The sequence below is a fragment of the Streptomyces sp. CLCI03 genome, assembly GCF_053615355.1.
Window position 1 is genome coordinate 122,144 of record NZ_CM132132.1, and the last position, 13,911, is coordinate 136,054.

Below are 13,911 nucleotides of genomic sequence, written 5' to 3' on the forward strand. Positions count from 1 at the left end.
CATGGGACGCGATCTGACCGCCCTCTTCGACCCCCGCTCGGTCGCCGTCGTCGGTGCCAGCGACGACCCGGCGAAGTACGGCCACGCGGTGGCCGCCCAGGCCCTGCGCGCCCCCGACCGGCGGCCCGTGCACCTGGTCAACCGGCGTGGTGGCACCGTACTGGGCCGCACCGCCGCCCCCTCCCTGACCGCCGTCGGCGAACCCGTCGACCTGGTGGTGATCTCCGTACCCGGCGCCGGCTTCGAGGCCGCCGTCGACGAGGCCCTGGCCTGCGGGGCGAAGGCCCTCGTCGCCATCACCGCGGGCTTCGCCGAGGCCGGCCCCGCGGGCCTGGCCCGGCAGCGGGCGGTCGCAGCCCGGGTACGGGCCGCCGGAGCCGTCCTCGTCGGCCCCAACTGCCTGGGCATCGCCGACAACACCACCGAGCTGTACCTCGCCTCGGACCGCTTCGCCCCCGGCGGGATCGCCCTGCTCAGCCAGAGCGGCAACCTCGCCCTCGAACTCCAGCTCCGCGCCGAGCCGCACGGCCTGGGCTTCTCCCGGTTCGTCTCGCTCGGCAACCAGGCCGACGTCACCCTCGTCGACCTCGTCGAGGACTGTGCCCGCCACGAGGCCACCTCGGCCATCGCCGTGTACGCCGAGGACTTCGGCGACGGCCGGGCCTTCGCGGCGGCCGCCGCCGCGGCGGGCAAGCCGGTGGTCCTGCTCACGGCCGGCCGGGGCACCGCCTCCGCCCGCAGCGCCCAGTCGCACACCGGGGCGCTCACCACCTCGGCCGACGTGGTCGCCGCCGCCTGCCGCGACGCGGGCGTCGAACTCGTCCGTACGCCGCGGGAGATGACCCTCGTCCTGGCCGGACTGGCGGGACCCGCCGGACCCGCCGGACCGGGTGCGGGGGTGCGTACGCGGGGCCGCCGTACCGCCGTCTTCACCGACGGCGGCGGCCACGGTGCGATCGCCGCCGACGCGGCCGAGGACGCCGGGCTCCAGGTACCGGAGCTCGGCGGGCCGACGCAGGACCGGTTGCGGACCGTGCTGTGGGAGCAGTCCTCGGTCGCCAACCCCGTCGACCTGGCGGGGATGGGCGAACAGCGGCCCCTCTCCTACGCCGACACGGTCGGGGCACTGCTCGACGCCGACGAGGTCGACGCCGTCCTGATGACCGGCTACTTCGGCGGTTACGCCGCGTCCGAGGGCGGTCTGGGCGGCGGCCCGGCCGGGGGCTCCGTACTGGCGGAGGGCGAGACCCGCGCCGCCAAGGAGATCGTCGCGCACCTGGCGTCCGCCGCCGCGAAGCCGCTGGTCGTACAGTCGATGTACCCCGGGTCGCCGAGCTGCCGGGTGCTGGCCGAGGCCGGGGTGCCGGTGTTCGCCGCCACCGAGGACGCCGCCCGCGCGCTCGCGGCGATGACCGGACGGCCCGGCCCGGTGGACACCGCCGGTGTGACCCCGCTGCCCCGCCCCGCCCCGCCGCTGTCGGACCCGGGCTATCACGGCGTGCGGGCGCTGCTCGATGCCGCCGGGGTGCCGTTCCCGGCGGCGCGCGAGATCACCGACGAGGCCGGACTGCTCGCCGCAGCAGCGGAGTTCGACGGCCCGTACGTGCTCAAGGCCCTGCACCTGCTGCACAAGTCCGACGCCGGCGGGGTGGCGCTGCGCCTGACCGACCGGGACGCGCTCCTGGCCGCGTACCGGGAGATGCACGCCCGACTCGGCGCGCCCGCCTACTCGGTGGAGGCGATGGCCGACCTCACGGACGGCATCGAGCTGATCGTGGGCGTGAACCAGGACCCGCGGTTCGGGCCGGTCGCCCTGGTCGGGCTCGGCGGCGTCCTCACCGAGTCGCTCCGCGACGTCGCCTTCGCGCTCGCGCCCGTACCGGCCCGGCGGGCCGAGGCCCTGCTGCGCTCTCTGCGCAGCGCCGCGCTGCTGGACGGCGTACGCGGCCGGCCGGCCGTCGACGTCGCCGCCGCGGCGGCCGTCGTCGAGCGCATCACCACGGTCGCCGCGGCGCACCCGGAGATCGCCGAACTGGAGGTCAACCCCCTGCTGGTGCGCCCGGACGGCGCGCTCGCCCTGGACGCGCGGGCCGTCCTGCGCTGACCGCTCCACCCCCACCCCCCTGTGCTCTGGAGGACTGACTTCACATGGACTTCCGCTACACATCCGAGCAGGCCGACCTCAAGGCCCGCGCCGCCGCCTACGCGCGGCTCCTGATGACCTACGAGGACCGGTCGGAGGAGGCCGGCGGCCCGCTGCCGGTGGAAACGGTCCGCGAACTGACGCGCGCCGCCGTCGACGCCGGTGTCTACGCGATCAACATGCCCGCCGAATGGGGCGGCGCCGGGCTGTCGCTGCTGGACCAGGTCATCGTCGAGGAGGAGTTCGGCAAGGTCACCAACTGCCTGTGGGACATCCCGTGGCGGCCCGCGAACGTCCTGGCGTACGGGACCGAGGCGCAGCGGGAGAAGTACCTGCTGCCGGTGATCCGGGGCGAGCGGTTCGACGCGTTCGCGGTGACCGAGCCCGGTGCCGGCTCCGATCCCGGTTCGGGCACGAGCACCGCGACCCGTACCGACGGCGGCTGGTTGCTGAACGGCGAGAAGTGGTTCGTGACCTGCGGGGACATCGCGGACTACCTGCTGGTGCAGGCGGACGCGGGACCGGAGCGGGCGGCGACGCTGTTCTTCGTGGACAAGCAGGCGCCCGGGGTCGAGATGACGCGGGTCCCGCGGTTCATGCACTCCGCGGTCAACGGGCACCCCGAGTTCACCTTCACCGATGTGTTCGTCCCGGACGAGGACGTGCTCGGTGGGGTCGGCAACGGCTACGAGCTGACCAAGGAGTGGTTCACGGACGAACGGCTGATGATCGCCGCCCGGACGGTCGGCGCCGCCGAGCGGGCCCTGGAACTCGCCCGGGACTGGGCGATCGAACGCCGGCAGTTCGGCTCCCCCATCGCCGACTTCCAGCTCATCCAGGGCATGCTCGCGGACTGCGCGGTGGACATCGCCGTGAACCGGGCCTACACCCACCAGGTGGCCTGGGAGGCCGACCGGCCCGAGACCGACCCCAAGACGCTGCACGCGAAGGCCTCGACGGCGAAGCTCGCGGCGAGCGAGGCGGCGGGTCGGGTCATCGACCGGTGCGTGCAGATCTTCGGCGGGCGCGGCTACGACCGTACGTACCCCGTCGAGCGCATGTACCGCGAACTGCGCGTCGACCGGATCTGGGAGGGCACCTCCGAGATCCAGCGCCTGATCATCGCCAACGAGCTGATCAAGCGCGGCACCCGGGTCCTCGCGCTGCCCTCGCCCTCCCCCGCCGACCACCCCGTCTCCTGACGACCGCTCCCCCACCACGACCCAGAGGACAGACAGACATGGACTTCCGCCTCACCGCCCGTCAGGAAGAGCTGCGGAGCGCGGCGCGCGCGCTCACCGACTTCATCGAGAAGTACGAGCTCGACTGCGAGGAGAACAACGGGCTGCCCCCGCAGGCCCACACCGAGATCCGCGACGCCGTCCTCGACAGCGGGTTGCAGGCCGTCAACATGCCGAAGGAGTGGGGCGGCGCCGGCCTGACCATCCTGGAGCAGGTCACGGTCCAGGCGGAGCTCGGCCGGCTCACCGGAGCCCTGTGGGACATGGTGTGGCGTCCGGCCAACGCCCTGTCCTTCTGCACGCCCGAGCAGCGCGAGCGCTACCTCGTCCCGGTGATCCGGGGGCAGCGCCGCGACTGCTACGCGGTGACCGAGCCCGAGGCCGGCTCCGACCCGCAGAACCTGCGGACCACGGCGACCCGGACCTCCGGCGGCTGGGTGCTGAACGGCGAGAAGTGGTTCGTGACCGTCGGCGACCACGCCGACTTCATGATCGTGCTGGCCGCCGCCGGGGAGGAGCGCGCACCGACCCTCTTCCTCGTCGACAAGGACACCACGGGCATCGAGATGACCCGCGTGCCGAGGTGGATGCACACCTTCGTCTACGAGCACCCCGAGTTCACCTTCACCGAGGTGTTCGTCCCCGAGGACGCTGTGCTCGGTGAGGTGGGCCAGGGATACGACATCACGCGCTCGTGGTTCACCGAGGAGCGGCTGATGATCGCCGCCCGCACGATCGGGGCGGCGGAGCGGGCCCTGGAACTCGCCCGGGACTGGGCGGTCGAACGACGCCAGTTCGGCTCCCCCATCGCCGACTTCCAACTCATCCAGGGCATGCTCGCCGACAGCGCCGTCGACATCGCCGTCAACCGCGCCTACACCCACCAGGTGGCCTGGGAGGTCGACGAGGGCGTCCTCGACCGCAAGACGCTGCACGCGAAGGCGGCCATCGCCAAGCTGGCGGCGAGCGAGGCGTCGGGCCGGGTCGTGGACCGGTGCCTGCAGATCTTCGGGGGGCGCGGCTACGACCGCTCGTACCCGGTGGAGCGCCTCTACCGCGAGCTGCGCGTCGACCGGATCTGGGAGGGCACCTCCGAGATCCAGCGCCTGATCATCGCGGGCGAACTGGTCAAGCGCGGTACGGGAGTACTGCGGATGCCGTCCGCGGAGTGACGCACGGGTGGGGGGCGACCCGGGCCGGTGGTCCGGGTCGCCCCCCACGCGCAGGGACCCAGGAGCGTCAGCATCAGAGGAGGGAGGACCGATCGATGACCGATGTCGAACGGGTCGGGATCGTGGGCTGCGGACTGATGGGATCCGGTATCGCCGAGGTCTGTGCCCGGGCCGGGCGGGGGGTCGTGGTGGTGGAGACGACCCGTACGGCGGCGGCCGCCGGCCTGGAGCGGATCACCCGCTCCCTGGAACGGGCGGCGGCGTCGGGGAAGCTGACGGCCGCCGAACGGGACGCGGCCGTCGGCCGGATCGCGGTGACCACGGACGTGGCACGCCTCGCGGACCGGGACCTCGTCGTCGAGGCGGTGGCGGAGGACGAGCGGGCGAAGCTGGAGGTCTTCGCCCTGCTCGACCGGGTGGTGGAGCGGCGGGACGCGATCCTCGCGACCAACACCTCCTCCATCCCCGTCATCCGGCTGGCCGCGTCCGTGTCGCGGCCGGAGCAGGTCGTCGGCCTGCACTTCTTCAACCCCGTACCGGTCCTCGCGCTGGTCGAGCTGGTGCCCTCGCTGCTCACCGCGGAGGAGACCGTCCGGCGGGCGGGCGCCTTCGCCTCCGAGGTGTTGGGCAAGGAGGTCGTCCGTGCCCGCGACCGGGCCGGGTTCGTCGTGAACGCGCTCCTCGTGCCGTACCTGCTGGCCGCCGTACGCATGGCCGAGCACGGCGCCGCGTCGGCCGAGGACATCGACCGGGGCATGACCTTGGGCTGCGCGCACCCGCTGGGGCCGCTCGCCCTGGCCGATCTGATCGGCCTGGACACGGTGCAGGCCATCGCGCGGTCGATGTACGCGGAGTACCGGGAGCCGCTCTACGCCCCGCCGCCGCTGCTGGCCCGGATGGTCGACGCGGGCCGGCTGGGCCGAAAGTCGGGCCAGGGCTTCCACACGTACGGCGACCGCGGAAGCGGTGCGATGCGCGAGGATGGTGGTGTGGTGGCCACGGCAACCGGGCCCACCCGCCCGGTCCACGGGCGCCGACACGGGGAGCAGCCAACGTGACCAAGGCCGAGCGCGCACTCGAGACGCGTGAGCGCATCCTCATCGCCGCGTGCGAAGTCATCGCCGACATCGGCTTCGAGAACGTCAGCATGCGCAAGGTCGCCGAGCACGCCGGTGTGTCGAAGGCCCTGTTGCACTACCACTTCGACACGCGGGAGAAGCTCTTCGCCGAGGCGATGACGCACTCCTTCGCCCAGACCGGTACGGACACCGAGGGAGTTCCCGACTCGGTGTCCTCCTCGGTGGTCCTGGCCCGCATCCTGCGGAGCATGCTGCCGACGGACGCGGAGCTTCGCCAGGACTGGAAGCTCTGGCAGGAGTTGTGGGTGCGGGCCCAGCGCGACGCGGCGGCCCGGCACTTGGCCGTCGACCTGTACGACCAGCTGCACGCGTGGGTCGGCGGCGCCGTGGAACGCGGTGTCCGCTCGGGGGAGTTCGCCGCGTGTGACGTCGCCGCGCTCGGCACCCTGGTGCTGGCCCTGTGCGACGGCCTCGGCATCCGGCTGATGCTCGACGACCCCCGGGTGGATCTCGCGACGGCCCGGGAGACGATCTGGCGGGCCATCGCCCCCACCCTGGGCATCGATCCGCGGTTCCCGGAGGTGTGACGGGCGCGTTCCGCGCGTCCTTCCTGTTCGGGTGTTCGGTCGGCTCAGCCCGGTCCGTGCACGGTCTGGACGTTGCCGAGCGCGTCGACGGTGAGCGCGACGCGCTCGGTCCTGTTCCCCATGGCCAACACGATCCACACGACCCCCCACAGCAGGCAGGTGAAGATGGTCAGGATCGCGTGCAGGAGGTGGTTGACGTTCCCGCCGCGTACGAGCACCGCCTGGGTCGGGGAGCGTGATTCGACGCGCCAACCGAGGACGACGTACTGGTTCACCGTCCAGTCGAGGATCGCGGTGCGCCGCGCGTCGTCGAGGGGCTCGCCCGGGGGTGCGTAGAACATTTCCGGGGGCGGCTCCGGGAGCGGCCCCCAGCCCTTCGGTTCGTCGGACTTGGCCATCGGTCCTACCTCCCCACGCGTCGGGGCCGCCGGAGGGCGGCGCCGGGCGGGACGGTCTCGGTACGGTCCCGCACATCCCAGGGTGCGCCGGACGGCCGGGTCCAGCATTCCGGGCCGGCCTGACCAGGCCTTTCGCCGGATGGACGGTCGAGTTCGACCTGGTCCTGGCGGGCATTGTCAGTGGCTCGCCCTACAGTGCGAGGCATCCCATTCAAGGGTTGAGGCGGGCTGCCTCGCTGCACGATCCCGCCCCACCGGACCCCCTCGGGGGACAGCGACCGGTGGGGTGGCGCGCGGCCCCTGCGACCGGGTCGGTCCCAGAACTCGCCGTCGCGCGGCAGGGCGGCGAAGTGGTCGGGGTCATGGGAGAGGAAGACCCGGATGCCGGCCCGGGACAGCGCGCGGAGGCGCCCGTAGGTCAGCATCTTCTCCTCGGTGTTCCAGTCGCTGAGCACGGGCACGTTGCGGTCCAGTCCCTGCTGGAGGTGCGCGGCGTCGCCCATGAGCGCGATCCGGCCGTGGTGGTCGAGGTCCAGGATGACGCCCTGGTGACCGGGGGTGTGGCCGGCCGTGCGCACGAGGGTGAGCGTGCCGTCCCGGAACAGGTCGGTGTCACCGCTCAGTTCGAGGAAGTCGTAGTGCCGGCCGCCCGCGCAGTCCCCGAAGGCGTAGGCCCGGGCCGTCCAGCGGTCCGGCCACCAGGCGTGGCGCAGTTCGTCGTGCTGGGCGACGTGCACGGCGTGCGGGAAGTAGGTCATCCCTCCCTCCGGGTCCGCGACGCGGTGGTTCACGCCGGTGTCGAAGAGGATCGGTCCGTGGGGCGTGCTCGATGACGGCGACCGTCGAGGGCACGGTGACCGTACCGCTCGCCCCGTACAGCAAGGCGCTCCTCGGCATGGTGAAGCGTCCCGCGTCCACGGTCGTCACGCGCATTCTCGGGGTCACCGCAGGGACCTCCCTACCCACGTGCCGGCGGGCGGACATCTCCTGTCTGATTAGGCCGGCCGGGGCGGGACCACGCGTCGGAGGGCCTCGGTGAGGGCGGGCGGCGAGTCCACCGAGACGTACACCGTCGACGCCTCCACCGGCCCGGCCGGTCCGAGATCGAGGAGTACGGGCGGGTCGAGGTGCACGGCCACGTTCAGGGCGCTCTCCACCGAGCAGGCCGCCGCCCCCGGTTCGCCGGGTACCGGCCTCGGGCCCCGGCCGGGAACGGTGCGAACCACCGGGGACGTGGAGCGGACCGCCGAGCGCGGCAGGGTCACGTCCCCGAGGAAGGCCGTCCGCAGGATCACGTATTCCTCGCCCACCTCGTGCGGGTGCCGGACCAGCGCCGCCACCAGGCCGAGCCCGCCGAGGATCATCAGGAGCTCCAGCGCCGCGTGCAGCGGCCGGACGGCGGGCGGCAGCATCGAGGAGAACAGGAAGGCCACCACGATCTCCGTCACGGCCAGGACCAGGACCACCTGCCGGGTCCCGGCCGAGTGCCGGGGCCCCGGTACCGACGGACGCCGCAGTGCCGTCGCCGTCAGCGAGCGGGCCCATATCCGTACGATCCCGGCCCGGCCCGGCCGGAACGTCACGCCCCCCGTCGTCGGGCCCACCACCGTCATGACCGCCCCCTGCCCGTCGCCGTCCTGCCTCGTTCCGCCTCCAGGCTCGCGCGCGCCCGGCGGAGCGGACAGTGACGAATGTCAGGGATGTGCCGGGAACACACCAGGGGTGCGCGGACGGTACCGCCACCGGGTCCGCCGCGGCCGGGGAATCGGTGAATCGGGGGCGGCGTCCCGGACCGGTCGGCAGGATGGGGCCATGGACCGTGGGGACATGGGACCGCGCGGGTCGCGGCCGGTGGTGGTGCGGGTGCCGGTGGAACCGGTGGAAGCCGCGAGGGAGGCCGACGCGCTCGACGCCGTGGCGCGTACCGGCGATGTGGTGGTGCGCGGCCCGCTGTTCGGAGTGGCGGCTCGGTCCCCCGGGGACGGGCCGCGCTGGCGGGTGGTGCTCGAAGTGACGGCGGGCTGCCCGCAGCAGGCGCGGGACGGGCTGAATTCGCGGCTGTGGTTCCACGCGAAGGACGAGGCGCGGGATCGGGCGGAGCGGCGCGAGCTGCTGGCGGCGGTCGCCCGGCTGGAGAGCGAGCGCGTCGACGAGCTCCTCGTCGCCGGGACCCGGTACCGGGTGGTGCGCGCCGAGGAGTACGCCGCTTCGGGTCCGGGCGGGATCGAGGCGCCGCGCCCGACGGATCCTGAGCCGTTGGTGCCCGACTGGGACCGGGCCGCTCGGGAGCCCGGGATCGACGAGGCGCTCGTCATGGATCCCGACGCGCCGGTCACCCCTACCCAGGCGTTCGAACAGCTGGCGCTGCGCGACCTGTGCTACACGGGCGGTCGGTTCCCCGAGGAGGTGCGCGCCGACTCGCGGCGGGCCCTGGACACCCACCCGGACGTGCTGGTGATGCCGCCGACCTTCGGCGTCGTGGAGCGGACCCGGGACGGCTGGCGGCCGGTCAGCGGACCGCACGCGACGCCGCACGCCGCCCGCAGGTCGCTCGACTTCGCCCTGACGTGGATGTGGCCCCGGATGCGGGGACACATCCCCGAGGACGCCGACCCGCGCACGGACGCCCGTACGTGGACGGCCGCGGGCGGCGGGGGGCCGGCCGACGTGCGGGCCGCGAAGCTGGCGGCGTACGCCGGGGCCGCCGATACCCTCCGGGTCGGCCGCGTCAACCGGCTGGAGTTCCAGGACGTCGTGTACCGGATCGTCCGGACCCGGCGCCTGTTGCGCTGGGGGCCCGACGGACCGGAGGGCCCTCGGCCGTCCGACGTGAACAGCCAGGAGCCCACCCGTATCCATCTCGCGCTCGACGAGGACGGGCGCGTCCTTCCCGACGACTGACCGGTGACACGGGTCGGACCTCCCCGTGGAAGTCGGCGCCCGCCGGGCGTTTCGACGTGCGCCATGGGGCCTTCATGGGAAACGGTGTACCCGCCCCACCGCGCGACCTTGCTGTGCGCCCCCGCCGATGCCCGACCGAGGGAGACACCCATGAACTGGACGCTCGAAGTCGTCCCCGTCCCTGTCACCGACATGGATCGCGCGAAGAGTTTCTACGCCGACCAGGTCGGCTTCGGCGTCGACCTCGACGACGAGGTCTCCCCCGGCGTGCGCATCATCCAGATGACCCCGCCCGGTTCCCGGTGTTCCGTCGCCATGCTCCAGGGCATGCCCGAGGTGCCCGGGGGCCGGGTCATGGCGCCCGGCACCCTGCACGGCCTTCAGCTGTGCGTCACGGACATCGATGCGGCCCGGGAGGAGCTGGTGGCCCGGGGCGTGGACGTGTCGCCCGTGCAGAACCTCGGCGCGTCGGGCTGGCAGGAGGGCAAGGGCGGGACCTGGAACTCCTTCATGACCTTCGTGGACCCGGACGGCAACAGCTGGGTCGTCCAGGAGGCTCCCTCGGAGCTGTCCGAGCGCTGACCGGGACGGCGCCGCGCGCGCCCGGGTACGTCGCGCCGGCGGGCAGATGTACCAAGCCCGCCCCCCTGCGGGGTGGAATCCCGGCGCGTACAGCCCGGGCGCTCGCCCACAAGGCCAGTACATTCCCCATTTAATCCGGTTAATCCGAATCCGGTTCGTTCTGCTTTGGGGATGTGCCTTGCGTCGTACCGCTGTCGCCCTGACCCTGCTGACCGCCCTCTCCTGCGGTTCCTTCGTGGGATCGCAGGCCGTCTCGGCCGCGAGTGCGTCCACCGGTGGTGGCAGCGGCGGTGGCGGCGGCCGGGGCACCAACATCCTGGTCGTCGGCATCGACAGCCGCGCCGGGCTCTCCGCGGCCGAGAAGCGGCGGCTCCACGTGGGCGGCAAGGGCTGCAACTGCACCGACGTGATGATGCTCGTCCACCTCTCCCAGAACCGGCGGCGCGCGAGCATCGTCTCCATCCCCCGCGATTCCTACGTCGAGTACGCGAGCACGACCGCGACCGCCACCGCCCCGGCCCGCAGCGGCAAGATCAACGGTGCCTACGCGGTCGGTGGTGGCCCCCTGGCCGTGGCCACCGTGGAGAAGGCCACCGGACTCCACATCGACCACTACGTGGAGACCGGTTTCACGGGCTTCGAGCAGACCGTGAACAACCTCGGCGGCGCCACCGTGTGCACCGACAAGCCGCTCAAGGACGAGAACTCCGGGCTCGACATCGGCGCCGGCCGCCACCTCGCCGACGGCGACCGCGCACTGCGCTACGTCCGGGCCCGGCACGTCAACCTCCGGCCCGGCGACCTCGGCCGGGTCCGCCGCCAGCAGCGCGTGGTCAACGACCTGCTGGCCCGGCTCACCGCGGAGGGCGCCCTCCGCGGCCCCATCAGCACGGCGCGGACCGTACGCACCCTGCTGAAGACCGTGCGCACCGACGCGCGCACCGGCCTGGACGACCTGGTCCGCATCGGCTGGGCCCTCGGTCACCTGCGCGCGGACCGGACGGAGTTCGCGACCGTGCCCATCCGACTCTTCGACCACCGCGTCCCGGGCGTGGGCTCCACCCTGGTGTGGGACGAGGCCCGCTCCGCCGCCCTGTGGGACGCGCTCGGCGCGGACCGCCCGATCACGGGCGACACCCGGATCCAGCCCGTCGCGGAGAATCCGGCCCCGACCGACCCGGCCCGCTTCGCCGTCCGCGTGGACGACGCCGATGTCGCCGCCGCCCTGCGCGGGGGCGGGTTCGTCGTCACCGACACCTCGGCGACCGCGCCCGCCCAGCGCCCGGCGGGCCCGCCGGTCATCCGCCACGCCACCGGCCAGGAGGAGAACGCGGCGACCGTCGCGGCCGCGCTGCCCGGCGCCCGGCTGCAGGCCGACCCGACGCTCGACGCGGTCGTCGAGGTCGCCGTCGGCGCACAGCCCGTCCAGGTCAAGGCCGTCACCTTCGACCGCAACGTGGCCGACGGCGCGCCCGTGACCGCCGACCGCCTCCGCTGCGCCGAAGCGCCGGCCGCGGCCGGCGCCGCCCGGCCGGGGAGCGCCGTGGAGCCATCCGGGCGACGATGAGAGATGGGGACCACGCACAGTCACGAGGCCGTTCCCAAGGAGCGGGTGCACGATGCATGAGGAGATGCCGCTCGACGACCTGATCAGCAGCGCCGCCCAGGACGCCGGAGGCTGGCTGGGCGCCCTGCCGGTCGCACTTGTGGCCACCAGCAACGACGGGATGATCGTGCGCTGGAACCACGGCGCCCAGCAGCTCCTCGGCTACGCCCCGCCCGAGGTGCTGGGGCGGCACATCTCCGACCTCCTCCATCCGGGAGCCGACCGCAGCCTGGGCCGGTCCTTGTGGGAGACGGCCGCCACGGGGCGCGGGGTCATGGGTACGGTCACCGCCTGGCACAGCAAGGGTCACCCGCTGGAGCTGGAGATCTGGGCCTGCCCGGTCCCGGACCGCCGCCACGGCGCCTCGGCCGTGCTGGTCTTCGCCGCGGACGCGCACGCGGCCCGCCGTATCCGCGGGTCCTCGGCCGTCTGGGACGGGCTGTTCGCCCGCTCGCCGGTCGGCATCGGGGTCCTCGACACGCAGCTGCGGTTCCTCCAGGTCAATCCGGCCCTCGAAGCGATGAACGGGCTCGCCGAGTCCGCCCATGTCGGACGGCGGCTGGCCGAGTTGCTGCCCGAGGTGAACGCCGACCAGATGGAGGAGGCGATGCGCCAGGTCCTGGACACGGGTGAGCCGGTCCTCGACCGGCGTCGCACCGGCCGGACCCCGGCCGACCCGGACCACGACCATGTGTGGTCGTGCTCGTACGTACGTGTCGAGGATCCGGGCGGCCGGCCGATCGGCGTGATCGCCTCGCTCCTCGACATCACCGCGCAGCAGCGGGACCACACCGAGGCCGAGGCGGGCCGGCGCCGTCTCGCCCTGCTCAGCGAGGCGAGCTCCCGGATCGGCGCCAGCCTCGACCTGGAGCGCACGGCGCAGGAGCTCGCCGACCTCGCCGTCCCGCACCTGGCGAGCGCCGTCACGGTCGACGTCCTGGACTCCCTGGCCCGCGGTATCGAGCCGGGCACGGGTCTGGCCGGCGGGGTGGCCCTGCGGCGGCTCGGCAAGGCGCCGCTGACCGGATCCGCCGTCACACAGGCCTTGGCACCCTTGGGGCGGACCCTCATCTTCCCCTCGACCGCCCCCTACACCCAGGCCCTGGCCGCCCGTCAGTCGTTCCTGATCGCCCACCTCGACGAACGGACCGTCGCCCCCGCGGCCCGGCACTCCCCCAAACCGGCCCAACTCCTGGAGCTGGGCGTGCACTCCTTCATGATGACCCCGCTCATCGCCCGCGACATGGTCCTCGGCGTCGCCACCTTCTACCGCACCGGACACACCGGCCCCTTCGGGTCGGACGACGTCACCCTCGCGACCGAACTGGCGGCCCGCGCCGCCATCAGCATCGACAACGCGCGGCTCTACCACCACGAGCACGAGACCGCGGTCGTCCTGCAGCGCAGCATGCTCCCGCAGCACGTCACCCCGCCGCCGGGGATCGAGATCGCCCACCGCTACCTGCCGGCCAGCGATGTGAACGAGGTCGGCGGTGACTGGTACGACGTCCTGCCCCTCAGCGGTGGCCGGGCCGCGCTCCTCATCGGCGACGTCATGGGCCACGGCATCGCGGCCGCCGCCGTGATGGGACGGCTCTCCGCGACCGTCCGCGCGCTCGGCCGCCTCGACATGCCTCCCACCGCCCTGCTGCACCAGCTCGAAGCCGCCCTCGCCGACCTGTCCGACCCGATGCTCGCGACGTTCCTCTACGTGGTCTGCGATCCCGCCACCGGCCACTGCTCGGTCACGCGCGCCGGGCATCCGCCCCCGGCCGTGGTGCAGCCCGACGGCACCGTGTACCTCGTCAAGACCCCTCCGGGCGTCCCGCTCGGCGTCGGCGGCATCTCCTTCACCACCACCGACATCGACGTGCCGCCCGGCAGCACCCTGATCCTGTACACCGACGGGCTCATCGAGGCGCGCAGGCGCGACATCGACGAACGGCTGGCCGAGCTCACCGGCCTGCTCGCCGCGCCCCAGCAATCGCTCGACCACCTCTGCGACTCCCTCATCGCCCATCTGGTGCCCGCCTCCGCCGACGACGACATCGCCCTCCTCGCGGCCCGAATCGGCGCACCCGACCACCCACCACCCGTGTGATTCGGGCCATCGGCCCTCCGGCGCTGTCACCGCGCACGTCCGTCCCCGTACAGTCCGTGATGTCGAAGTGACCCTCGGGCACCGTCCCGGCAGCCGGACAG

At 73.4% G+C, this 13,911-nt stretch carries 12 protein-coding genes; 9 read left to right on the forward strand and 3 right to left on the reverse strand.

Annotated elements, in window-relative coordinates:
* The first annotated feature begins 1 nt into the window (after position 1).
* From ACWG52_RS00610 to ACWG52_RS00630, 5 genes are all read left to right on the forward strand, one after another.
* Positions 2-2,104 (forward strand): acetate--CoA ligase family protein, encoded by a 2,103-nt coding sequence (locus ACWG52_RS00610; RefSeq protein ID WP_453127439.1) that lies wholly within the window; start codon positions 2-4, stop codon positions 2,102-2,104.
* Positions 2,105-2,148: 44 nt separating this feature from the next.
* Complete coding sequence (locus ACWG52_RS00615; protein WP_390139097.1) at positions 2,149-3,345, forward strand: acyl-CoA dehydrogenase family protein; 1,197 nt, start codon at positions 2,149-2,151, stop codon at positions 3,343-3,345.
* Between the two features lie 38 nt (positions 3,346-3,383).
* Positions 3,384-4,556 carry an acyl-CoA dehydrogenase family protein gene (locus ACWG52_RS00620; RefSeq protein WP_389802974.1) on the forward strand — a complete coding sequence of 391 codons (1,173 nt, stop codon included), beginning with the start codon at positions 3,384-3,386 and terminating at the stop codon, positions 4,554-4,556.
* Between the two features lie 95 nt (positions 4,557-4,651).
* Positions 4,652-5,614 carry a 3-hydroxybutyryl-CoA dehydrogenase gene (locus ACWG52_RS00625; RefSeq protein ID WP_390139096.1) on the forward strand — a complete coding sequence of 321 codons (963 nt, stop codon included), beginning with the start codon at positions 4,652-4,654 and terminating at the stop codon, positions 5,612-5,614.
* Positions 5,611-6,222 carry a TetR/AcrR family transcriptional regulator gene (locus ACWG52_RS00630; RefSeq protein WP_033216830.1) on the forward strand — a complete coding sequence of 204 codons (612 nt, stop codon included), beginning with the start codon at positions 5,611-5,613 and terminating at the stop codon, positions 6,220-6,222. Before ACWG52_RS00625 ends, ACWG52_RS00630 begins: the two co-directional genes overlap by 4 nt.
* 44 nt (positions 6,223-6,266) lie before the next feature.
* Here the strand turns inward: ACWG52_RS00630 and ACWG52_RS00635 are convergent, their stop codons facing one another.
* The 3 genes from ACWG52_RS00635 to ACWG52_RS00645 form a co-directional block, all read right to left on the reverse strand.
* A complete protein-coding gene (locus ACWG52_RS00635) occupies positions 6,267-6,620 on the reverse strand; it encodes a hypothetical protein (protein WP_051762966.1) in 354 nt (117 codons plus the stop codon).
* A 5-nt stretch (positions 6,621-6,625) separates the two neighbouring features.
* On the reverse strand, positions 6,626-7,378 hold the full coding sequence (locus tag ACWG52_RS00640) for a hypothetical protein (RefSeq protein WP_453127443.1): 753 nt from the start codon (positions 7,376-7,378) through the stop codon (positions 6,626-6,628).
* 237 nt (positions 7,379-7,615) lie between these two features.
* The gene (locus ACWG52_RS00645) at positions 7,616-8,203 is read right to left on the reverse strand and encodes a hypothetical protein (protein ID WP_453127444.1); all 588 of its coding nucleotides are present in this window, start codon (positions 8,201-8,203) and stop codon (positions 7,616-7,618) included.
* Positions 8,204-8,432: 229 nt separating this feature from the next.
* Between ACWG52_RS00645 and ACWG52_RS00650 the strand changes: the two genes are divergently transcribed.
* The 4 genes from ACWG52_RS00650 to ACWG52_RS00665 all read left to right on the forward strand — a co-directional run bounded on the left by ACWG52_RS00650 (position 8,433) and on the right by ACWG52_RS00665 (position 13,810).
* Complete coding sequence (locus ACWG52_RS00650; RefSeq protein WP_453127445.1) at positions 8,433-9,521, forward strand: DUF5954 family protein; 1,089 nt, start codon at positions 8,433-8,435, stop codon at positions 9,519-9,521.
* 150 nt (positions 9,522-9,671) lie between these two features.
* Positions 9,672-10,103: a VOC family protein gene (locus ACWG52_RS00655; RefSeq protein ID WP_389802957.1), complete on the forward strand. Its 432-nt coding sequence runs from the start codon at positions 9,672-9,674 to the stop codon at positions 10,101-10,103.
* A gap of 178 nt (positions 10,104-10,281) precedes the next feature.
* Positions 10,282-11,670, forward strand: coding sequence for an LCP family protein (locus tag ACWG52_RS00660; RefSeq protein ID WP_453127447.1), 1,389 nt, complete (start codon positions 10,282-10,284; stop codon positions 11,668-11,670).
* A gap of 52 nt (positions 11,671-11,722) precedes the next feature.
* The gene (locus ACWG52_RS00665) at positions 11,723-13,810 is read left to right on the forward strand and encodes a SpoIIE family protein phosphatase (protein ID WP_390139089.1); all 2,088 of its coding nucleotides are present in this window, start codon (positions 11,723-11,725) and stop codon (positions 13,808-13,810) included.
* The last annotated feature ends 101 nt before the right edge of the window (positions 13,811-13,911 follow it).

Excerpts from the sequence above, each read along its gene's own strand:
- ACWG52_RS00610 (WP_453127439.1), top strand. The coding sequence starts at position 2 with ATGGGACGCGATCTGACCGCCCTCTTCGACCCCCGCTCGGTCGCCGTC.
- ACWG52_RS00640 (WP_453127443.1), bottom strand. The coding sequence starts at position 7,378 with ATGACCTACTTCCCGCACGCCGTGCACGTCGCCCAGCACGACGAACTG.
- ACWG52_RS00665 (WP_390139089.1), top strand. The coding sequence starts at position 11,723 with ATGCATGAGGAGATGCCGCTCGACGACCTGATCAGCAGCGCCGCCCAG.
- ACWG52_RS00625 (WP_390139096.1), top strand. The coding sequence starts at position 4,652 with ATGACCGATGTCGAACGGGTCGGGATCGTGGGCTGCGGACTGATGGGA.
- ACWG52_RS00615 (WP_390139097.1), top strand. The coding sequence starts at position 2,149 with ATGGACTTCCGCTACACATCCGAGCAGGCCGACCTCAAGGCCCGCGCC.
- ACWG52_RS00655 (WP_389802957.1), top strand. The coding sequence starts at position 9,672 with ATGAACTGGACGCTCGAAGTCGTCCCCGTCCCTGTCACCGACATGGAT.
- ACWG52_RS00635 (WP_051762966.1), bottom strand. The coding sequence starts at position 6,620 with ATGGCCAAGTCCGACGAACCGAAGGGCTGGGGGCCGCTCCCGGAGCCG.
- ACWG52_RS00650 (WP_453127445.1), top strand. The coding sequence starts at position 8,433 with ATGGACCGTGGGGACATGGGACCGCGCGGGTCGCGGCCGGTGGTGGTG.
- ACWG52_RS00620 (WP_389802974.1), top strand. The coding sequence starts at position 3,384 with ATGGACTTCCGCCTCACCGCCCGTCAGGAAGAGCTGCGGAGCGCGGCG.